This is a genomic window from Luteimonas marina (assembly GCF_007859325.1).
Classification (GTDB): Bacteria; Pseudomonadota; Gammaproteobacteria; order Xanthomonadales; family Xanthomonadaceae; genus Luteimonas; species Luteimonas marina.
Map to the genome: position 1 here is coordinate 408,010 of NZ_VOHK01000004.1, position 20,483 is coordinate 428,492.

Consider the following 20,483-nt stretch of genomic DNA (forward strand, 5'->3'; position numbering starts at 1 on the left):
CGGACGGGTTGGGGTGGGGGCGACCGGCGGCAATTTCCCTCACCGCAGGCCCCCATCCCAGCCTTCCCCCGCAAGCGGGGGAAGGGGCACAAGCGCTACAGCGTCCACTTCACTTCCGGATGCTCGCGCAGCGCCGTATGCGCGGCCTCGTACTGGGCGCGATCCTCGGCGCGGAAGCGCAGCTTCACCGAGACGAAGCGGCCGCCGCTGGACTCGCGCCAGGAGATGCTCTCGTCGAGCACCGTGAGGCCGGCCGCCGTCAGCAGGCGCGGGATTTCGCTTTCCAGGCCGATGTTGGCCGACCCCATCGCGGTGATCTCGAAGGTGCCGGGGAACTGGAAGCCGTGGTCGGGATTGTCTGACTTGATCTCCATGCCCGGATTATGGGGTCGGCCCGGCGCGAACCCAAACGCCCCCCGCGGAACGCAGAAGGCCGCCTTGCGGCGGCCTTCGCGTGTCGAAGCGTGGATCGCAGCGGTCAGCGCGACAGCTCCAGCAGGGTCGACGAGACCCAGCCCTTGTTGCCCAGCTCGTCCTCGACTTCCCACATCATCCCCTCCTTGGCGCCGGTCGGGTACAGCATCATCCCCACGTCCAGCGAGCGCACCACGCCCTTGCCGTCCGGGCCAGTGAACAGGCGCGCCGGCTTGGTCACGGTCACCGCCTGCTGCGCGTTCGCGGCCGAAGCGTTGTCGGGCAGGCCGCCAAGCTGGGCGACCAGGTCGGTGTAGGCCTGCAGGTAGGCCAGGGTGATGACCTGGCCGAGCTCGGTGTTGGCATAGCCGCCGACGCCCGCGGCGCCCAGGCCGCTGCCGCCGAACAGGCCGCCGCCCGCGCCCCAGCCGATGTCGGTCTTCTTGGCGCTGCCCTCGCTCATCGCCACCTGCTCCGAAGAGCGCACGTCGGTCACGGTCAGCACCACGTCGGCGGTCTTGCTCTTGAAGTTCAGGCCGCCGACCAGGGCGCCGGCGCGGCCGCCGATCAGGCCGCCCAGCAGGCCGCCCACGGCGTTGCCGCCGGCATTGCTGTTGGCGCCGACCAGGTCGGGCACCATCACGTAGTCGGCCGCCTTGATCTGGCCCTTGCCGACGTTCGAACGCACGCGCAGCTCGCCGCTGGCGCCGAGGTCGCGCTCGCGCATCGCCGCGTCGAGGCCGGCGCCGCGGTCGACCAGGGTGAAGCAGCGCGACTTGTTGACGAACACCTTGATCAGGCGCGACGGCGCCGGCAGCTGCTGGCCGGTCCACCAGTGCACGCCGTCCTCCGGCTCGAGCACCGAAATCGAGCCCAGCGGCGTGGCGCAGGTCGGGATCTGCGCGGTCTGTTCCTTGCGCCGGTCCTGCGCGCTCTGCCGCTGCGCGAACGCAGGCGCGGCCACGGCCGCCATCACCACCGCCGAGAGCGCGACCGCGGCCGCGCGCTTGCCAGAAAATACGGACATCGTTTGTTACCCCTTGGCTTTCATCCTGAAGTGTCGTTCCCGGACGCGCCCTGCGCGCCCACCCCCTCGCGGCCCTCGTCGCATTCCGGCGACGCATCCGCGAAGGGCGCATCCTAGCAAAAGACGGATTCGGAACCGGGGTCAGGCCAGCCCGGGCGTCGGGGGCGTAGCCCCGACCTACATCGTCATTGAACGCAAGTGGGTATCAGTCGGCGTTCCACCACATCAGGAATTCGTGCCAGAGGCGCTTGAAGAAGCCCGCCTCCTCGACCGCCTGCAGCGCCACCAGCGGGCGCTCGGCAACCACCTTGCCGTCCAGCGTCACCCGCACCTTGCCGATCGCCTGCCCCTTGGCGATCGGCGCCACCAGCGTCGCCGGCACGTCCATCGACGGCTTGAGCTGGTCGTACTTGCCGCGCGGCAGGGACACCAGCAGCGGCGCGGCCACGCCCAGCTGCACCTCGTTCTCCTGGCCCTTCCATACCTTCTGCGTGGAGATCGCCTTGCCGGCGTCGTACAGGCGATGGGTCTCGTGGAAACGGAAGCCCCAGTTGAGCAGCGCCAGCGAATCGGTCGCACGCTGCGCCTCGCTGGTGGAGCCCATCACCACCGAGACCAGGCGCTGATCGCCGCGGACGGCCGAGGCCATCAGGCAGTAGCCGGCGCCGGAGTGGTGGCCGGTCTTGATGCCGTCCACGCTCGAGTCACGCCACAGCAGCAGGTTGCGGTTGCGCTGGGTGATCGGGCCGACGGTGAATTCCCTGATCTTGTTGTAGGCGTACTCCTCGGGGAAGTCGCGCACCATCGCGCGGCCCAGCAGGGCGAGGTCGCGCGGCGTGGAGTAGTGCTCGGGATCGGACAGGCCGTGCGAGTTGACGAAGTTCGAGTTCTTCATGCCGATGCGCTGCGCATAGGCGTTCATCAGCGCGGCGAAGGCCTCCTCGCTGCCGGCGACGTGCTCGGCCAGCGCGATCGCGGCATCGTTGCCCGACTGCACCACCATGCCCTTTTCCATCTCGATCAGCGGCGCGGTCTGGTTGACCGGGAAGCCGCTGTAGCTGCCGTCGGTGCCGGCGCCGCCGCTGCGCCAGGCGTTCTCGCTCATCATCACCTGGTCGTCGGGCTTGACCTTGCCGGCCTTCATCTCGGCCGCGATCACGTAGCTGGTCAGCACCTTGGTGATGCTGGCCGGCTCCACGCGCTGATCGACGTTCTCGCCGGCGAGGACCTGGCCGCTGGCGTAGTCCATCAGCAGCCATGCGGTGCCGGTCACCGACGGCGGCGGCGGCGTGGGCAGCGCGTCGCTGAGCGCGGCGGCCGGCTGCGCGGCGGGCGCCGGCTGCGGCGCGTCCTGCGCGAGCGCGAGCCCGACGGCGGCGGTGGCCAGCGCGGCCACGGCGATGCGATGGAAGAAGACAGCGGGTTTCATCGGGAACGGTACTCCGGTGGTCCGGGCATCCCTGGCCGGGCGAATGGGGAAACGCTGCGCGCAACCGCCGCGCGGCGAAAGTCGGAAAGTCTACTCGCGAACGACCTGCGGCATGCCGAAGCCGAGACCGGACACGCGCGAGGAGAGTTCCGCGATCGCCGCCGCCGCGACCGGCCCGACCCGGACCCGCCACAGCGTGCGGTCGGCGGTGACGACGTCCTGCATCCTCGCCGTGTCGATCCCCGCGCCCAGCAGGGCCGCGAGCGCGCGCTCGGCATTGCTGCGCACGGAGAACACGCCGACCTGCAGGGTGACGCCGCTGCCCGGGGCCGGCGCACCCGTGACCGCAGACGACGCGGGCGCGATGGCGGATGCCGCTGCGGGCGTCGTGGCCGCGACCGGAGCCGGCGCGAGCGTTGGCGCCGTCGCCGGCACCGCCGCACTGGAGGCCGTGGCCGCGACCGCAGTGTTCGCCGCCCCGCTCGCCTGGATGCGCGCCTGACGCTCGCGCATCCAGGCGTCGAATTCGTCCGCCGAACGCACGCGCCCGTCCTCGCCGACCAGGCGGAACCGGTCCTCCTCGCGGCCGTAGCCGGGATGGTTGGCCAGGCCACCGGACGCGGCAGGTGCGACCGCAGGACCCGACGCGGCCGCCGGGAGGGTGGCCGCGGGCGTGGCGGCAGGCACCGCGGGCAGACCACCGACCAGCGTGTCCATGGCGCTGGGCGCGGCCGGCGGCGGCGCTGGCGCGGCGGCCAGGGTCGCGCCGGCCTCGCCGGGGCGCAGCGCGCGCACTTCCACCCGCCCGGTGCCGCGGCGGTGGATGTCGAGCTTCACCGCGGCGGCGTAGCTGAGGTCGATCACCCGGCCCTCGTGGAACGGACCGCGGTCGTTGACGCGCACGACGACCGAGCGGCCGTTGTCGAGGCTGGTCACGCGCGCGAAGCTCGGCAGCGGCAGCGACTTGTGCGCGGCGGTGAACGCGTACATGTCGTAGACCTCGTGGTTGGAGGTGCGACGGCCGTGGAACTTGTTGCCGTAGTACGAGGCCAGGCCGGTCTCGACGAAGCCGTCGGTCGAGTCGAGCACGCGGTAGGACTTGCCCAGCACCGTGTACGGCGAGCGGTTGCCGTAGGCCGAGCGCGGTTCGAACGCGACCACCGGCTCGGGGATGCAGGCGACGTTGGGCAGGTAGTCGGGCGTGCTGTCGCTCACGCCGGGCTTGTACAGGCCGCCGGCCACGTAGTCGCCGCGCGTGGACAGGTCTTCCTGCGCCTTCGGATACGGCTTGAAGTTGCTGCAGTCGGGCGGCGGCCCCGCGTCGGCGGCCGCCGGCACCTGGCTGCCGCCGACCGGGGCCGGCTTCTTCGGCGCGCCGGCGCACGCGGCCAGCAGCAGGACCACCAGCAGCGGCAGCAGCCGCTTCATTGCGCGGGCCCGGCTCCGGCACGGATCGCCTGCGCCAGCTGGTGCACCGACAGCGAATACATCGGCGAGCGGTTGTAGCGGGTGATCACGTAGAAGTTGCGATAGGCCAGCCAGTACTCCTTGCCGGCGTCGCCGTCGAGCGACAGTAGGGTCGCGCCGTCGGCCGTGGGCTGGCCGGGCTGCGGGCGGTAGCCGCGCGCGGCGAGGTCGGCCAGCGGATGCACCGGGTCCCAGCCCTCGGGCGTGAAGTCCTGCGCGCCGGCGTCGCGCGTGGCGCGCGCGACCACCGGGCCGCCGCGCTCCCAGCCGTGCACGACGAAATAGTTGGCGATCGAGGCGAACACGTCCGGCAGGTGGGTGAGCAGGTCGCGGCGGCCGTCGCCGTCGCCGTCCTTCGCCCACAGCCGGTAGCTCGAGGGCATGAACTGGCCCAGGCCCATCGCGCCGGCGTAGCTGCCCTTGAGCGCCATCAGGTCGAGCTGCGGCTCGGCGTGCTTGAGCGCGAACAGTTGCGCCAGCTCGCCGGCGAAGAACGGCGCGCGCTTGGGGAAATCGAAGGCCAGCGTGTACAGCGCATCAACCACGCGGTAGTTGCCGGTGACGCGGCCGTAGCTGGTTTCCACGCCGATGATCGCGACGATGTACTCGGCCGGCACGCCGGTCTGCGCGGCCACGCGATCGAGCGCGGCGCGGTTGGCGTTGTAGAAGGCGACGCCGCCGTTGATGCGGGCGTCGTTGATGAAGATCGGGCGGTACTCGTGCCACTGCTTCACCGCCTCGGCCGGGCGGTTCATCGCGTCGATGATGGCCTGCTTCTTCTCCGCCTGCGCCAGCACGCCGCGGATCTGCGCGCGGTCGACACCGTAGGTGGCGGCGGTGTACTCGACGAAGGCGTCGATGCGCTGCGCGCGCGGGATCGCCGGGTCGGTCACCGATGGCGGCGCCACCGGGCGCTCGGGCGGCTGCGGCACCTTCGGCAGCAAGGCCGGTGCGACCGGCGCGTCGGGCGCCGGCGCCTGCGGCGCGGCGACGACGGCATCGTCGATGGGAGAGGCGGCCGGCGTCGCGCAGGAAGACAGCGCGAGCGACAGCAGGGAGACGGCGAGAACGGCTGCTGGGCGTCGGATCATCGGGCGCGAGGTTAGCACGCGCCCGCGCCGCGAAGGCCTTGCGCGACATGAATGGGCGCCGCCGCGCAAGACCGCCACGACCTTCGCACGAACCAGGACCTTCCTGTAGGAGCGCCTTCAGGCGCGATGCTTTTCGCCACGCTGCGGGAACACGCGAAAAAGCATCGCGCCTGAAGGCGCTCCCACAGGGAATCTCTGAAAACTGTCCGTGGTTTTCAGGGGTTCCCTACGGCGCTAGCGCTTCTTGCCCTGCCCGTGCGCGCCCACCGACATCACCACGCCCAGCCCCGCCAGCAGCGACACCGCCGCCGTGCCGCCGTAGCTCAGCAGCGGCATCGGCACGCCGACCACCGGCAGCAGGCCGGAGATCATGCCGCCGTTGACCACCACGTAGACGAACAGCGCCAGCCCGAGGCTGCCCGCCAGGATGCGCGCATAGGCATCGCGCGCCTCCGCGGCGATCCACAGGCAGCGGCCGATGACGAAGGCGTACAGCGCCAGCACCGTCGCCACGCCGAGCCAGCCGAACTCCTCGGCCAGCACCGCGAAGATGAAGTCGGTGGTGTGCTCGGGCACGTAGTTCAGGTGCGACTGCGTGCCCTCGCCCCAGCCCTGCCCGGCCATGCCGCCGGAGCCGATCGCGATCTTCGACTGGATGATGTTCCAGCCGGCGCCGAGCGGATCGTTGCCGGGGTCGCGGAAGGTCAGGATGCGGTCCTGCTGGTACGGGCGCAGGAAGGAGAACCACGAGATCGGCGCGAACAGCGCCAGCCCCGCCGCGAACGCCGCGCCCGCGGACGCGGCGATGAACCACCACCACGACAGGCCGGCCAGGTACAGCGCGAACACGCCGCTGGCCACGACCAGCATCGCCGTGCCGAAGTCGGGCTGCAGCAGGATCAGCCCGGTGGGCGCGGCGATGATCGCCGCGGTGGCCAGCACCACGCCCGGGCGCGGCGGCAGCGGCGCCTGGCTGAGCGCCCACGCCGCCATCATCGGCAGGCTCAACTTCATCAGCTCGGCCGGCTGGAAATAGAACACGCCCAGGTTGATCCAGTGCGCGCCGCTGCGGCCGGTGCCGATGAACAGCACCGCCAGCAGCGGCAGCAGCGACAGCGCGTAGACCGCCGGCGTGGCCCGCCGCAGCGGCGGCGGCGGAACCCGCGACAGCAGCCACATCACGCCCAGCCCGACCACGTAGCGCGCGCCCTGCGACTGCACCAGCGCCATGTTCTGGCCGCCGGCGCTGTGCAGCACCGCCAGCCCGATGCCCATCAGCGCCAGCAGCGCGGCGAGCAGCGGCCAGTCGAGCGTGCGCGTGAAGCGCAGGAACAGGTCGAGCAGCCAGCGCAGGATCACGTTCATCGCGGCGCCTCCTGCCTCGAACCGGTCCCGGTGGCGTCGGCGGACGCGCCCGTGGCGACGTTGCCGAAGTCCGGCAGGGCCGAGGCGACCCCCTCCCCGCTTTCGACCTCGGGCATCACCCCGAGCAGCCACGCATCGAAGATCTTGCGCGCGATCGGCGCCGCCGCGCTGCCGCCGTAGCCGCCGCCCTCGACCGCGATCGCGAGCGCGATGGTCGGTTCCTCGGCGGGCGCGAAGCCGATGAACAGCGCGCGGTGGCGCAGGTGCATCGGCAGGCTGCGCGGGTCCACCGCCGCGGTGCCGCGCCGGCTGACGACCTGCGCGGTGCCGGTCTTGCCCGCCATCAGGTAGCCGGCGCCGCTGGCGACGCGCCAGCCGGTGCCGCCGGGCTGCATGGTGTCCATCATGCCCAGCCGCACCATCTGCACGTTGTCCGGACGCTGGCTGATCGGCACCGGCGCCGGTTGCGACACAGGCGCCCACGACGCCTCGAAGCCTGCGCGCATCGACGCCACCAGGTGCGGCCGCCGCAGCATGCCGTCGGCGATGCCGGCGGTCGCGCGCACCAGCTGCAGCGGCGTCACCTTCCAGTCGCCCTGGCCGATGGCGGCGTTGACGGTATCGCCCGGATACCAGCGCTCCTTGCGCGCGGCCAGCTTCGACGCCGGCGACGGCAGGATGCCGTCGATCTCGCCGCTGAGGTCGATGCCGGTCGGCGCGCCGAAGCCGTAGTGCGCCATGTACTGGTCGAAGCGCTCGATGCCGAGGTCGAGCGCAAGCTTGTAGTAGTACGTATTCACCGACTTCGAGATCGACTTGCGCAGGTCGGTCCAGCCGTGGCCGCCGCGGCTGGCGTCGCCCCAGCCGCGGCTGGTGCCGGGCAGGTAGAACATGCCGGTCGACAGCACCTGGTCCTCGGGCTTGCGCAGGCCGCTGTCGAGGCCGGCGAGCGCGATCATCGGCTTGATCGTCGACCCCGGCGCGACACCGCCGAGCACCAGCCGGTTGAACAGCGGCCGCGACGGGTCGTCCATCAGCCGCCGGTAGTCGGTACTGGAGATGCCGTTGACGAACAGGTTCGGATCGAAGCTCGGCAGGCTGACCATCGCCAGCACCTCGCCGGTCTTCGGGTCGAGCGCGATCGCCGAGCCGGTCTGTTCGCCGAACGCCAGCACCATCGCCCGCTGCAGCTCGATGTCGATGCCCAGGCGCAGGTCCGCGCCGGCCTGCGCCGGCACCATGCCGATGCGGCGCAGCGCGCGGCCCTCGACGTTGGTTTCCACCTGCTCGTAGCCGATGCGGCCGCGCAGCTGTTCGTCGTAGTAGCGTTCGATGCCGGTGCGCCCGGTGTGCGGGAACAGCACCTGGTTCGCACCGTAGCGCGCGACGTCGCCCTCGTCGGTGCGGCCGACGTAGCCGACGATGTGCGCGAGCAGGTCGCCGTGCGGGTAGCGCCGGTTGAGGTACGGCACCACCTCGACCCCGGGGAAGCGCCAGCGGTCGACCGCGAAGCGCGCCACCTCCTCGTCGCTGACGCGCTGCTTGAGCGTGATCGAGCGGAAGCTGCGCGTGGCCTTGCGCGCCGCCTCGAAGCGCGCGAGCTCCTCCGGCGACAGCGCCACCACCTTCGACAGCTCGGCGAGCATGCGCGGGATGTCGCCGGCGTCCTCGGGCGTCACGTCGATGCGGTAGGCGGGGATGTTGTCGGCCAGCAACTGGCCGTTGCGGTCGTAGATCAGCCCGCGCGCGGGCACCACCGGGTGCGGCTTGATGCGGTTGGCCTCGGACTGGCGCGCGTAGTCGTCGTGGTCGACCACCTGCAGCTTGAAGTACCACGCGCCCAGCCCGAGCAGCGCGAGCAGCACCAGGCCGAAGCCGACGAACGCGCGCAGGCGGAACTGCGCGGCCTCGGCCGACGGATTGCGGATCTGCTGGCGGCGCGCGCGCATCCCCGTCCCCGGCCGTCAGCGCAGCCGGCGCGCCTGGCGCAGGGCCTCGAACACCAGGAACAGCGGCACCCACAGCAGCATGCCGACCAGCGGCGCCAGCCAGTAGGTCCACGGCAGCTGCGGCTGGCCCAGCAGCAGGTGCAGGGCGGCACTGACCACGCGGTCGTTGAGCAGCAGGCCGCCGATCGCGAGCGCCTGCTGCGACAGCGGGAAGAAGCGCAGCTGCGCGCGGAAGCGCTGCAGGATGAAGGCCATGATCACCAGCCGCAGCGCCTGCTCGCCCAGGAGCGCACCGAACACGAGGTCGGCGACCAGGCCGACGATGAAGGCGAAGCCGAGGCCGGCGCGGTCGGGTTCCTCGATCACCCAGTACGCCACCACCAGCGCCAGCCAGTACGGCCGCAGCCCCTGCACCTGCGCCGGCAGCGGCAGCAGGCCCAGCAGCAGCGCGGCCAGCACGCTGACCGGCAGGATCCACAGGCGGGGGCTGCGGCGGTTCATGGCTGGCGCTCCTGCGCAGCGCGGGAGTCGGGAGTCGGGAGTCGGGAGTCGGAAGGCGCGGAACCGTGCGGCAGGGTTTCGCCCCCCTGCGTCCCTTCCTCACCTTCCGGCTCCTCCGTCGCCCGCTCCTGCGATTCCCGATTCCCGATTCCCGATTCCCGGTTCTCCCGCAGCAGCAGCACGTCCCGCCCGCGATCGAGCTGCGCCGCCGGCACCAGCTCGGCGACCAGGAAGGCATGGCTGTCGTCGGGCCGCAGTTCGATGATCGTGCCGACCGGGAACCCCGGCGAGAAACGTCCGCCCAGGCCCGAAGTCACCAGTACGTCGCCGACCTTGACGTCGCTCGACACCGGGATGTTGCGCACCTCCAGCCGGTCGCTGCGGCCGATGCCGTAGGCCACCAGGCGCACGCCGGTGCGCGAGATCGACACCGGCACCGCGTGGTCGAGGTCGGTCAGCAGCAGCACCGTCGCCGTGCCGGGCGTGACCGCGATGATCTGGCCGACCAGGCCGCCGGCGTCGATCACGCTCTGGCCCTGGCGCACGCCGTCGTTGCCGCCGGCATCGAGCATCAGGCGCTGACGCGTGGGATCGAGGTCAATGTCGAGGATCGGCGCCAGCTGCACGTCCAGCCGCCCGCGCCCGGCCGCGCCCAGCAGGCCGCGCAGGCGCGCGTTCTCGTCGGCCTCGACCTGCAGCCGCGCCTGGCGCGCGCCCATCACCAGCAGTTCGTTGCGCAGGCGCCGGTTGTCCCCGGCCAGCATCGAGCGGGTGGCGGCGTCCTCGCGCATCGTCTGCCCCAGCCGCGACGGCAGTCCCGCGACCTGCCACAGCGGCTGCACCGCGACGTTCGCGGTCGCGCGCGCGCGCCCGAGCCAGTCGCCGCGATGGTCGAGCACGATCAGCACCACCGACAGCGCCAGATACGCCAGCAGGCGCAGCGTCCCGGCGACGTCGCCGGGACGGGGAGCGGCCGTGTTGGCGAAGGAGGACACTCTGGAGGGCCGTGATTGGTGATTCGTGATTGGTGATTGGAAACGGCGGGGCGCGACGGCCTGGATGCCTTAGCCGCCGCGGGCCACTGGACAATGGAAACAGGACGGGTGAAGCGCTGTTCTCGGATCACCCATCACGAATCACCAATCACCCCCATCATCACTCCGACGCGAAGAACTCGTTCCCGTGCAGGTCCAGCAGTTCCAGCGCGCGGCCGCCGCCGCGGGCGACGCAGGTCAGCGGGTCGTCCGCCACCTGCACGTGCAGGCCGGTCTCCTCGCTGAGCAGGCGGTCGAGGTCGCGCAGCAGCGCGCCACCGCCGGTGAGCACGATGCCGCGTTCGGCGACGTCGGCGCTCAGCTCCGGCGGGGTCTGCTCCAGCGCCTGGCGCACCGCCGCGACGATCCCCATCAGCGGCTCGCGCAGCGCGTCGAGCACTTCGCTGGAGGTGATCTTGACCATCTTCGGCACGCCTTCGGCCAAGTGCCGGCCGGAGATCTCCGTCTCCGCCACCCGCTCCTGCGGGTAGGCGCAGCCGAGCTCGATCTTGACCCGCTCGGCCGTGGCCTCGCCGATCAGCATGCCGTGGTTGCGGCGCACGTAGTTGATGATCGACTCGTCGAAGCGGTCGCCGCCGATGCGCGCCGACTGCGAGTAGACGATGCCGTTGAGCGCGATCACCGCCACTTCCGTGGTGCCGCCGCCGATATCGACCACCATCGAGCCGCGCGCCTCGGTCACCGGCATGCCGGCGCCGATCGCCGCCGCCATCGGTTCCTCGATCAGCGACACGTCGCGCGCGCCGGCTTCCATCGCCGAGTCGCGGATCGCGCGCTTCTCCACCTGGGTCGAGCCGGCCGGCACGCAGATCAGCACCCGCGGGCTGGGCCGCAGGAAGCGGCTCTTGTGCACCTTGCGGATGAAGTGCTTGAGCATCTCCTCGGTGTAGGTGAAGTCGGCGATCACGCCGTCCTTCATCGGCCGGTGGGTGGTGATGTTGCCCGGGGTGCGCCCGAGCATCATCTTGGCCTCGCTGCCGACCGCCGCCACCGCCTTCTGGCCGCCGCTGCGGTCCTGGCGCACGGCCACGACCGACGGCTCGTTGAGCACGATGCCCTGTCCGCGGACGAAGATGAGGGTATTCGCCGTGCCCAGATCGATGGACAGGTCATTGGAAAACATGCCGCGGAACTTCTTGAACATCAGGAAATGGCGTCCGTCAGGGGGCGAAAACAGGGTTCGCTAGCCTAGCAAAAAAGCGGTGGCCGATTCCGTGGGCGGGTTGTGGATCGCGCGCTCCCGAACCCCGGAGGTTCCGGGCTTCGCGGCCGCGCTTCCGGAGGGGGCGACCGCCTGTCATCCCGGGCGCAGCGGCCTGTCCCCAGGCCGAAGGATCCGGGGCCACCCGTGCCTTCCGCCCCCTCGCCCGCCCCCGGACCTTCTCCTGGCCGCCCGGCTGGCCCCGCCCGCCGCCGGCCGCTACCCTATCCGGCCTTGTCCCGACGGCGCCCAATGCGATGGCAGCACTGATCTGCGGTTCCCTGGCCTACGACACCATCATGGTGTTCCCCGACCAGTTCAAGAACCACATCCTCCCGGACAAGGTGCACATCCTCAACGTCTCGTTCCTGGTGCCGCGGATGCGCCGCGAGTTCGGCGGCTGCGCCGGCAACATCGCCTACAACCTCAAGCTGCTCGGCGGCGACCCGGTCCCGATGGCCACCGTCGGCCAGGACTTCGGCCCCTACCGCGAATGGTTCGAGGAAATGGAGATCACCCTCGAGCGGGTGAAGGTGATCGACGAACTGTTCACCCCACAGGCCTTCATCACCACCGACCACGACAACAACCAGATCACCGCCTTCCATCCCGGCGCGATGATGCGCAGCTACGAGAACCACGTACGCGACGTGCCGGGCGTCACCATCGGCATCGTCAGCCCCGACGGCTACGAAGGCATGCTGCAGAACGCGAAGGAGTTCGCCGAGGGCGGCATCCCCTTCATCTTCGACCCCGGCCAGGCCATGCCGCTGTTCAACGGCGAGGAACTGCGCGCCTTCATCGAACAGGCCGACTACGTGACGGTCAACGACTACGAATCGAACCTGCTGCAGGAACGCACCGGCTGGAACGAGAAGGACATCGTGCAGCGGGTGAAGGCCTACATCACCACCCAGGGCCCGAAGGGCGCGCTGATCCACACGCCCGACAAGACCCACCACGTGCCGCCCGCGCACGAGCGCCGCATCACCGACCCCACCGGCTGCGGCGACGCCTTCCGCGCCGGCCTGATCTTCGGCATCGAGAAGGGCTATGACTGGATGACCATCGGCCGCATCGGCAACCTGATGGGCGCGCTGAAGGTCGAGCATCCGGGCACGCAGAACCAGCGCTTCGACTACGACGAGTTCAGCGAGCAGTTCCGGCAGCAGTTCGGGTACGCGCTCTGAGGGGCGCGAGCACGCCGGGGATCGCCTGCGTTTTCACCGAAATCCTCGATCTCCGCACGTCTTCGGGCTGCACCGGCTCCCCCTCCGGCGGGTTCATCTCCTGAGTGGGGTGACTCAACGTTCCGGGCGCGACGCGGACGGGATTTCTCCCTGCGGCCGAAATGACAATGGACCGAGGTCGAAAAGACGGCGGACCGCGTCCGGAAAGACCACGGGCCGCGGATGTGGAGTGACCGTCGGCGCAGTCGGCTCCGCATGGAAAAAGGAGGACAGCCTTTGCAACCCACGCCCCGAGCCGCCCTGTTGCGCAAGCGTCATCGAATCGGGGTATGCTCGACGCCCGATGGAGCCTGACAGAGCGCAGCTTCGCGTGATCCATACCGGAGTCCCACGGATTCCGGACGGCTCCGTCTCCGCCGAATCCCCGATCCCGCTTGCGCTGCCGCACCGGCTCGACTCGGTGCGGCTGCTCTCGCTGGACGCCCATGGCCGCGCGCTCAACTGGATCAGCTGGCAGGACGCGGCCTGCCTGTACGCGCGCGAGGCGGTGGCCTGGACGCTCGGCGATCCCTGCCTGAGCATCCACGGCGGCATGAGCCGCGAGACCGGCGAACGCAGCACCCTCGACCTGCACCCGATCATCGCCGCGCGCGGCCACGTGCGCCCGCAGGCGCTCGACCCGACGCCGGCGCTGAGCAACGCCGCGCTGTTCGCGCGCGACCAGCACCTGTGCATGTACTGCGGCAAGAGCTACAGCCGGCAGCTGCTCACGCGCGACCACGTGGTGCCGCTCTCGCGCGGCGGCCGCGACATCTGGGAGAACGTGGTCTGCGCCTGCTTCCACTGCAATTCGCGCAAGGGCGGGCGCACGCCGCAGCAGGCGTCGATGCCGCTGCTGGCGGTGCCGTACCGGCCGAGCTGGATCGAGCACCTGATCCTGAGCAACCGCAACATCCTCGCCGACCAGATGGCGTTCCTGAAGTCGCACCTGCCCAAGCGCCGGCCGCGTTCCTGACGGATGTCATCCCGAGCGTAGCGAGGGATCTGCTTCCGCACCTGATGCTCACGCAACAAGCAGATCCCTCGCTACGCTCGGGATGACATCCTGTTGGACGCTCCTGAGGAGGGGTCGCGCCTGAAGGCGCTCCTACAGGCAGGAGTTGCGGGGGTCGGCACGCGCGGGATGGCGGCACTGGTTTACACTCCGTCGGTGTCCCCGACCGAATCCGCGCAATGTCCCTGACCATCGGCCTGGCCGGGATGGATCCTGCTACCGAAGCCGCGCTCAAGGCGGCCTTCCTCGAAGCCAACGAACGCCTGTCCGGGCGCTGGCAGTTGCTGCCCGAAACGCAGGCGGACCACATCGTGGTCGACATGGACAGCATGTACGGGCCGATGAGCTGGCTGCGGCTGCACGCCTCGGGCAAGCGCGTGGTCGGGCTGACCTCGGCCGCGCGCACGCAGACCGATTTCCGGCTCGGGCGGCCGTTCAACGTGGACATGCTGGTCGCGCTGCTGCAGGACATCGACGGCGGCGCCGCGCCCGCGCAGCCGGCCGAGCCGCAGCCCGAAGCCGTCGCCGAAACCGCGCCCGTCGCGCCCGCGCCGGTCGCCGACACGGCCGCGGCTTCCGGAACCGTCGAAGCTTCGCCCGAAGCGGCCGCGCCCGAACCACCGGCCGCCGTCGAACCGGAGCCCGTGGCCCCGCCCGAACCCGTGGCCGAACCGGAACCCGAACCGCCCGTGGTCGTGGCCGCCACCGCGCGCACCCTGTTCGACTGGATCTCCGGCACCGACCTGCGCGGACGCCTGCGCTACAGCCGCCCCAGCGGACCGACGCTGCTGATCGACACCGACGCACGCAGCTACCACGGCCCGGCGGCGCTCAAGCCGCTGGCGCAGTATTTCGAGGGCGAGGTCGCGCGCGAGGATTTCGAAGCGCTCGATGAAGCCGCCTGGGCCCGCGAGAGCGACGCGGCCGGCGCCGCGCAGCCGCTGTCGCGGCTGGTGTGGCTGGGCGGCCTGATCACCGGCAAGGGCCGCCTGCTGCCGGGCCTGGATCCCGACGCGAAATACCAGCTCAACCGCTGGCCGCAGACCGAGCGCGAGTATCCGCGCCACTTCCGCATCGCCACGGCGATGATGAAGGGGCCGGCGACCCTGGCCGAGATCGCCGGGGCCAGCGGCATCGCGCTGGAGGAGATCACCGATTTCGTGAACGCCAGCCTCGCCGCCGGGGTCGCCGAGCCGGTGCGCGAACCGCCGCCGGAGCCGGCGCAGCCGGCCAGGTCCGGCGGACTGCTGGGCCGCCTGCGCGGGCGCTGAACCCGGTCGGGCGTGAACGTCGCGCCGCCGGCACAGGATTTACAATGCGCGGATGATCGATTCCTCGCGCTACCCGCGCCTCTCGCGCATCGGCAGCCCGGCCGAGCTGCGCCAGTTCGACGAAGCCGAACTGCCCGCCGTCGCCGATGAGCTGCGCGCCTACCTGATCGAGTCCGTCGGCAGGTCCGGCGGCCATTTCGGCGCCGGCTTGGGCGTGGTCGAACTGACCACCGCGCTGCACTGGAGCTACGACACGCCGGACGACCGCATCGTCTGGGACGTCGGCCACCAGACCTATCCGCACAAGATCCTCACCGGCCGCCGCGACGCGATCCATACCGTCAAGCAGAAGGACGGCGTGGCCCCGTTCCCCAAGCGCGAGGAATCCGAGTACGACACCTTCGGCGTCGGCCATTCCTCGACTTCCATCTCGGCCGCGCTCGGCATGGCGATCGCCAACGCCCGCGTCGACAACGGCCGCAAGGTGGTCGCGGTGATCGGCGACGGCGCGATGACCGCGGGCATGGCCTACGAGGCGCTCAACCACGCCGGCGGCATGGACCCCGAACCCGACATCCTGGTGATCCTCAACGACAACCGCATGTCGATCAGCGAGAACGTCGGCGGCCTGACCAAGATGCTCGGCAAGCTCTCGGGCAGCCGCACGCTCAATGCGCTGCGCGAGGGCGGCAAGAAGATCCTCGGCGACAAGCGCAGCAGCGGTACCGCGCGCTTCGTGCGCCGCTGGGAGGAACACTGGAAGGGCATGTTCGTGCCGTCTACGCTGTTCGAGGAAATGGGCTTCCACTACACCGGCCCGATCGACGGCCACGACGTCAAGGCGCTGGTCGGCGCGCTGAAGACGCTCAAGACCATGAAGGGCCCGCAGCTGCTGCACGTCATCACCACCAAGGGCAAGGGCTACGAACTCGCCGAGGGCGACCAGATCGGCTACCACGCGGTGTCGCCGTTCGATCCGAGCAAGGGCGTGGTCGCCAAGGGCGGCGTGAAGAAGCCGACCTATACCGACGTGTTCGGCGACTGGCTGTGCGACATGGCGGCGAGCGACCCGGCGCTGCTGGGCATCACTCCGGCGATGCGCGAAGGCTCGGGCCTGGTGCGCTTCAGCAAGGAATACCCGGAGCGCTACTTCGACGTCGCCATCGCCGAGCAGCACGCAGTCACGCTCGCCGCCGGCATGGCCTGCGAGGGCGCGAAGCCGGTGGTCGCGATCTACTCGACCTTCCTGCAGCGCGGCTACGACCAGCTGGTGCACGACGTCGCGATCCAGAAGCTCGACGTGCTGTTCGCGATCGACCGCGGCGGCGTGGTCGGCCCGGACGGCGCAACGCACGCCGGCAACCTCGACCTGAGCTACCTGCGCTGCGTGCCGAACATGGTGGTGATGGCGCCGGCGGACGAACGCGAATGCCGGCAGATGCTCTCGACCGGTTTCAGGTACGAGGGCCCGGCCGCAGTGCGCTATCCGCGCGGCAGCGGCCCCGGCGTGGCCGCGGGCGAGGCGCTCGACACCCTGCCGATCGGCAAGGCCGAAGTGCGCAGGCATGGCGCGCGCATCGCCCTGCTCGCCTTCGGCGCGCTGGTGCCGGCGGCGGAACAGGTCGGCGCGGACCTCGGCCTGAGCGTGGTCAACATGCGCTTCGTCAAGCCGCTCGACCGTGCACTGCTACTGGAACTGGCGAAGACCCATGACGGCTTCGTCACCCTCGAGGACAACGTGGTCGCCGGCGGCGCCGGTTCCGGCGTGCTCGAACTGCTGCAGGCCGAAGGCCTCGCCCTGCCGGTGCTGCAGCTCGGCCTGCCCGACGCGTTCCAGCACCACGCCAGCCGCGAGGACCTGCTGGCCGAGGCAGGATTGGATGCTGCAGGCATCCGCGGCGCGGTACTCGCGCGCTGGCCGGATGCAGCGTCGCCGGCGATCCGCAACGTCGCGGCGTCCTGATCGATCCGACGAGCGCGCAGGTGGCGCGTGCCGGCTCGCAGGAACGCCGAATCAACGCGGCGCTTCGACCTCGTAGCCCTTCGCCTGCAGCCGCGCCAGGTAGCCGTCCGGCGCAGTCACCAGCGACAGCGGCAGCATCGCGAAACTCGACGCATTGGTTGCCAGCGTGTCCTCGGCCGCGGCGATCCACAGGTCGGCGATGCGTGGCCTCAGGTCGTCCATGCCGAGCCTGCGCGCCAGCCCGGTTTCGGTCACCGCGCGGATGCAGGCGCTGTACTGGCTCTCGTAGGGCAGCGCGCGCAGGGACGCGATGTCGCCGGTCGCCCAGGCGTTGGCGCGCCGCCGCATCGATTCGAGGTCGGTCTCGATCCGCGACAGGGTCTTCGCGAAGCAGTCGGTGTCGGCGAGCGTCGTCGCCTGGAACTCGCGGATCGCGGCCTTCGGATCCGCGACCTCCAGCTTGAAGTTCACCGCGCGTAGGTCCACGCCGTGGCGCCTGGCCATGCGCCGGACCTCCTTGTCGACCACGTCGTCGAGGCCCAGTCCCGACTTGCGCATCGCTGCTTCGTACAGCTCCTGCGCGGCGAAGATCGGCCGCCATTGCTCGACGCCGCGGTCGTTGCCGAGATAGCGCTGCTTGAGCGGCGTCCAGCGCGCGTACAGCCCGGGCGATACCGACTGCTGCAGCGTCGCGCCGTCCGGGTTCCTTCGTGCCTTGAGCAGCGACGGCAGCAGCAGCATGCCGCGGAACATGCCGACGCCGGCGTCGAGCGTGAACGACGGCGACAGCAGCACGCGCTGCGAGCGCGCGACCACCGACTCGACCCCGGCCGACTCCCACTGCATCCGCCTGGGCAGCGGCGACACCGTCGCCAGCACGTACAGCGTGTGCCCGTCCTTGCGCACCTTCCACAGTCCCGGTCCCGGCAGCGCGCCGGACACGACGACCGTTTCGACGTCGACGATGCCGGCGTCGGGCAGCGGCGCTTGCGGCATCTCCGGCGCTGTCTCCGGCAAGGCGTCCTGCAGCGTTCCTGCCGACTGCTGCGCCAGGGCTGCGAACGACAGCCACATCAGCATCGCGCACCACCACGTCCGGCGCATCGCTTGTTTCCTGGTCGAGGGCAGCAGCGCCCGGATCATCGATGGAGCGCGCCGAGACGCCGAAGTTCCCGCGCCGCGTCGCCGTCGTCGGGCAACAGCTCGAAGCCTTCCCAGACGAAGCCCGGCGCGACCGTGCACGCCACCAGCACCGCCTCATCGCCCGCCTGCGCACACTGCCACCTGCCCGCGGGCACGATGCACGACGCGCCGTCGCCCTGCGGCGATGGACCGAGCCGCGTCCGCGCGAGCACGCGGCGGTCCTCGTCGAACTGCCGGAGTTCCAGCACGCCACCCTGCTGCCAGTGCCAGGCCTCGTCGGCATCGACCCGGTGCCACCGGCTGCATTCGCCAGCGGCCAACAGGTAACGGATCGCCGTCATCGCCGGGCGGCGATGGCCATTGGCCTCCACTTCGATCGCGGACGCATGGATGCGCCGGTAGTGGCCGCCTTCCGGATGCGGTTCGAGTTCCAGCGTTTCGATCAGGGTCTTCGCCAGATCATCCATGCCGGAACTTTACCGGCTGCGGCCCGTCCTGGAGACGCAGGGGCCGAACCATTCGCCCTCCACGACGGAACCGGAGCACGCGCTCCACTCCAATTCTTCAGGGAGGCAGCACACTCAACGACGCATTCAAGTGCGTCGCCTCCAGCAGCCTGCGCAACCGCATCTCCACGCCGCGCAGGTCGGCGAGGCCCTGCGCTGCGTACAGCGTGTAGACCGGCCTGTCCCGGTTGCCGTGCAGCAGCTTGCGGCCCACGCTGACGTTGTTCGACCCGCTCGCGCGCTTCCAGATCTCGCGCAGCGCATCGGGCCCGATGCTGCCGCCGCCGCTCAAGGTGAAGGTGAACAGGGCGATCTGGTGCCTGGACATGGAAACACTCCGTTCGGCCTCCGAGTATGCGCCCGAAGTGGCGTCCGCAGCGCGCGTTGTCGTCGATCGTAACGCCGCCTTACGTCCGCTTCGCGTAGGATGACGACTGCAACAGGCAAGTTGTCGTCTGCGTCCCGTCCGACCGCCTCCTGCGTCGCTCGCTGCGCTTTCCTCCACGCGTCACTGCCCCGCCAGCGGGGCGGCGCCTCTTCGGGAGCGTTCATGCCGGGCGATCGGGTTCGCAAAATCAGGCACGCCATCGGTGGTCACAGCTGTCGCCTGCGCGTCCTCGGCAATACCCGGCAGTCCGCCGATCCCGACGGCAACGGCGCGCACCTCAACCGCAGGCCCGACGCATGAGCGCGGTCGCCGCGGAGAACGTCCCGCTGTGCGCGCGCTGCGATGCGGTGTGCTGCCGGCTGACCGTCGTGCTGCAGCCGGAAGACCGCATTCCCGCGCATCTCACCACCCACACGCCGGCAGGCCTTGAAGTGATGGCGCGCGACGAGGAGGGCTGGTGCGTGGCCGTGGACGCCGCGCACATGCGCTGCTCCATCTACGACACCCGTCCCCGGGTGTGCCGGCGATTCGCGATGGCCGGCCCCTATTGCCGCGAGATCCGCTCCGACTATCGCGACCGCAACGCCCGCGGCATCCCGCTGCAGTTCTACTGACCGGAGGCCCCATGCCACGCCCGAAGAAGACCACGCCCGAGAGCCCGCCCGCCGAAGCCCGGCCATCCGGCACCAGCAGGCTGTTCTCGCCGCGCAAGGACAAGGACAAGTCCTCGCTCACCCACGAGCGCATTGCCGAAGACCTGGAAACCTTCCGCAAGTCCGGCGGCACGATCGAGGTCCTCGGCACCACCCGCACCCTGAGCAGGATCGACCCAGACGACGACTCGTCGCCACCGCCGCGCCCGGCGAACGCCGCGCGCTCGAACCCTCACCGCTGATCCCTACGGAGACCGACTTGGCCAAGCCCAACTACGCATTCGAAAAGCGCCAGCGCGAGCTGGCGAAGAAGAAAAAGCAGGACGAAAAGGACGCCCGCAAGCGCGAGGCCCGCAATTCGGCGCCGGTGCAGCCGCAGCCGCCCAAAGCATCCCCGACTGTCGAGGCACCCGCGACGACACCTGACGCGCCTGCCGCGCCCGTGCCCCGGATCCACCGCAGGGCCGCGTCCTAGCGCAGCAGCGCAACCCTCTCCCGCACGGGCGCCCCCAGGCGCGACGGGATCCGACGGGAAACCCGCATCGCGGGCAAATCCGGAAAGGCAGCCTGTCATTTCGACCGCAGGGAGAAATCTCCTGTCCGGCGCGAGGAAAGCAGATTTCTCCCTGCGGTCGAAATGACACGGACAGGGACACGGACAGGGACACGGACAGGGACACGGACAGGGATGCGGCTACGGACAAGGGATACGGCTGCGGACTCAGGCGACAGGAATGCGCTGAACGCTTGGGCTATCTGGTTCGCGACGACGATCCATCCCCGATCCGATCAACTGCCGCAGGGCATTCGCCGCTC

Annotated in this window: 19 protein-coding genes and 1 pseudogene; 7 read left to right on the forward strand and 13 right to left on the reverse strand. The window is 70.5% G+C overall.

All coding sequences use genetic code 11. The features are described from left to right. Positions 1–95: 95 nt before the first annotated feature. From FQY83_RS11085 to FQY83_RS11130, 10 genes and pseudogenes are all read right to left on the reverse strand, one after another. Positions 96–374: a DUF493 family protein gene (locus FQY83_RS11085; RefSeq protein ID WP_146387963.1), complete on the reverse strand. Its 279-nt coding sequence runs from the start codon at positions 372–374 to the stop codon at positions 96–98. Positions 375–478: 104 nt separating this feature from the next. Further along, positions 479–1,441 (reverse strand): CsgG/HfaB family protein, encoded by a 963-nt coding sequence (locus FQY83_RS11090; protein WP_146387966.1) that lies wholly within the window; start codon positions 1,439–1,441, stop codon positions 479–481. Between the two features lie 205 nt (positions 1,442–1,646). Next, positions 1,647–2,870 carry a D-alanyl-D-alanine carboxypeptidase family protein gene (locus FQY83_RS11095; RefSeq protein WP_146387968.1) on the reverse strand — a complete coding sequence of 408 codons (1,224 nt, stop codon included), beginning with the start codon at positions 2,868–2,870 and terminating at the stop codon, positions 1,647–1,649. A 90-nt stretch (positions 2,871–2,960) separates the two neighbouring features. Continuing rightward, complete coding sequence (locus FQY83_RS11100) at positions 2,961–4,298, reverse strand: septal ring lytic transglycosylase RlpA family protein (protein ID WP_146387970.1); 1,338 nt, start codon at positions 4,296–4,298, stop codon at positions 2,961–2,963. Further along, positions 4,295–5,428, reverse strand: a complete 1,134-nt coding sequence (gene mltB / locus FQY83_RS11105; RefSeq protein ID WP_146387972.1) for a lytic murein transglycosylase B — start codon at positions 5,426–5,428, stop codon at positions 4,295–4,297. The genes FQY83_RS11100 and mltB overlap by 4 nt, the downstream gene beginning before the upstream one ends. 234 nt (positions 5,429–5,662) lie before the next feature. Further along, on the reverse strand, positions 5,663–6,793 hold the full coding sequence (gene rodA / locus FQY83_RS11110; RefSeq protein WP_146387974.1) for a rod shape-determining protein RodA: 1,131 nt from the start codon (positions 6,791–6,793) through the stop codon (positions 5,663–5,665). 110 nt (positions 6,794–6,903) lie between these two features. Continuing rightward, positions 6,904–8,742: pseudogene (gene mrdA / locus FQY83_RS11115) on the reverse strand (penicillin-binding protein 2); the annotation flags it as partial. A 15-nt stretch (positions 8,743–8,757) separates the two neighbouring features. Continuing rightward, complete coding sequence (mreD, locus tag FQY83_RS11120; protein ID WP_146387978.1) at positions 8,758–9,243, reverse strand: rod shape-determining protein MreD; 486 nt, start codon at positions 9,241–9,243, stop codon at positions 8,758–8,760. Beyond that, positions 9,240–10,238: a rod shape-determining protein MreC gene (mreC, locus tag FQY83_RS11125; RefSeq protein WP_146387980.1), complete on the reverse strand. Its 999-nt coding sequence runs from the start codon at positions 10,236–10,238 to the stop codon at positions 9,240–9,242. The genes mreD and mreC overlap by 4 nt, the downstream gene beginning before the upstream one ends. A 160-nt stretch (positions 10,239–10,398) precedes the next feature. Then, complete coding sequence (locus FQY83_RS11130) at positions 10,399–11,442, reverse strand: rod shape-determining protein (RefSeq protein WP_146387982.1); 1,044 nt, start codon at positions 11,440–11,442, stop codon at positions 10,399–10,401. Positions 11,443–11,756: 314 nt separating this feature from the next. Here FQY83_RS11130 and FQY83_RS11135 point away from each other — a divergent pair, with 314 nt between their 5' ends. The 4 genes from FQY83_RS11135 to dxs all read left to right on the forward strand — a co-directional run bounded on the left by FQY83_RS11135 (position 11,757) and on the right by dxs (position 16,977). Continuing rightward, positions 11,757–12,689 (forward strand): carbohydrate kinase family protein, encoded by a 933-nt coding sequence (locus FQY83_RS11135; RefSeq protein ID WP_146387984.1) that lies wholly within the window; start codon positions 11,757–11,759, stop codon positions 12,687–12,689. 343 nt (positions 12,690–13,032) lie between these two features. Beyond that, entirely contained in the window at positions 13,033–13,704 is a 672-nt protein-coding gene (locus FQY83_RS11140) for an HNH endonuclease (protein ID WP_146387986.1), read from the forward strand. 218 nt (positions 13,705–13,922) lie between these two features. Continuing rightward, entirely contained in the window at positions 13,923–15,014 is a 1,092-nt protein-coding gene (locus tag FQY83_RS11145; protein ID WP_146387988.1) for a hypothetical protein, read from the forward strand. A gap of 52 nt (positions 15,015–15,066) precedes the next feature. Continuing rightward, a complete protein-coding gene (gene dxs / locus FQY83_RS11150; RefSeq protein WP_146387990.1) occupies positions 15,067–16,977 on the forward strand; it encodes a 1-deoxy-D-xylulose-5-phosphate synthase in 1,911 nt (636 codons plus the stop codon). 51 nt (positions 16,978–17,028) lie between these two features. On the opposite strand, the gene FQY83_RS11155 is transcribed toward dxs, so the two are convergent. The 3 genes from FQY83_RS11155 to FQY83_RS11165 all read right to left on the reverse strand — a co-directional run bounded on the left by FQY83_RS11155 (position 17,029) and on the right by FQY83_RS11165 (position 18,954). Beyond that, positions 17,029–18,081, reverse strand: coding sequence for a TraB/GumN family protein (locus tag FQY83_RS11155; RefSeq protein ID WP_238333468.1), 1,053 nt, complete (start codon positions 18,079–18,081; stop codon positions 17,029–17,031). A gap of 35 nt (positions 18,082–18,116) precedes the next feature. Continuing rightward, complete coding sequence (locus FQY83_RS11160) at positions 18,117–18,587, reverse strand: cupin domain-containing protein (protein WP_146387992.1); 471 nt, start codon at positions 18,585–18,587, stop codon at positions 18,117–18,119. A 97-nt stretch (positions 18,588–18,684) separates the two neighbouring features. Continuing rightward, positions 18,685–18,954: a hypothetical protein gene (locus FQY83_RS11165; protein ID WP_146387994.1), complete on the reverse strand. Its 270-nt coding sequence runs from the start codon at positions 18,952–18,954 to the stop codon at positions 18,685–18,687. A gap of 356 nt (positions 18,955–19,310) precedes the next feature. On the opposite strand from FQY83_RS11165, the gene FQY83_RS11170 reads away from it, so the two are divergent. The 3 genes from FQY83_RS11170 to FQY83_RS11180 are packed head-to-tail and all read left to right on the forward strand — an operon-like array spanning position 19,311 to position 20,142. Continuing rightward, entirely contained in the window at positions 19,311–19,628 is a 318-nt protein-coding gene (locus tag FQY83_RS11170) for a YkgJ family cysteine cluster protein (protein ID WP_146387996.1), read from the forward strand. 11 nt (positions 19,629–19,639) lie between these two features. Beyond that, a complete protein-coding gene (locus FQY83_RS11175; RefSeq protein ID WP_238333469.1) occupies positions 19,640–19,909 on the forward strand; it encodes a hypothetical protein in 270 nt (89 codons plus the stop codon). Between the two features lie 17 nt (positions 19,910–19,926). Beyond that, positions 19,927–20,142, forward strand: a complete 216-nt coding sequence (locus FQY83_RS11180) for a hypothetical protein (RefSeq protein ID WP_146387998.1) — start codon at positions 19,927–19,929, stop codon at positions 20,140–20,142. The last annotated feature ends 341 nt before the right edge of the window (positions 20,143–20,483 follow it).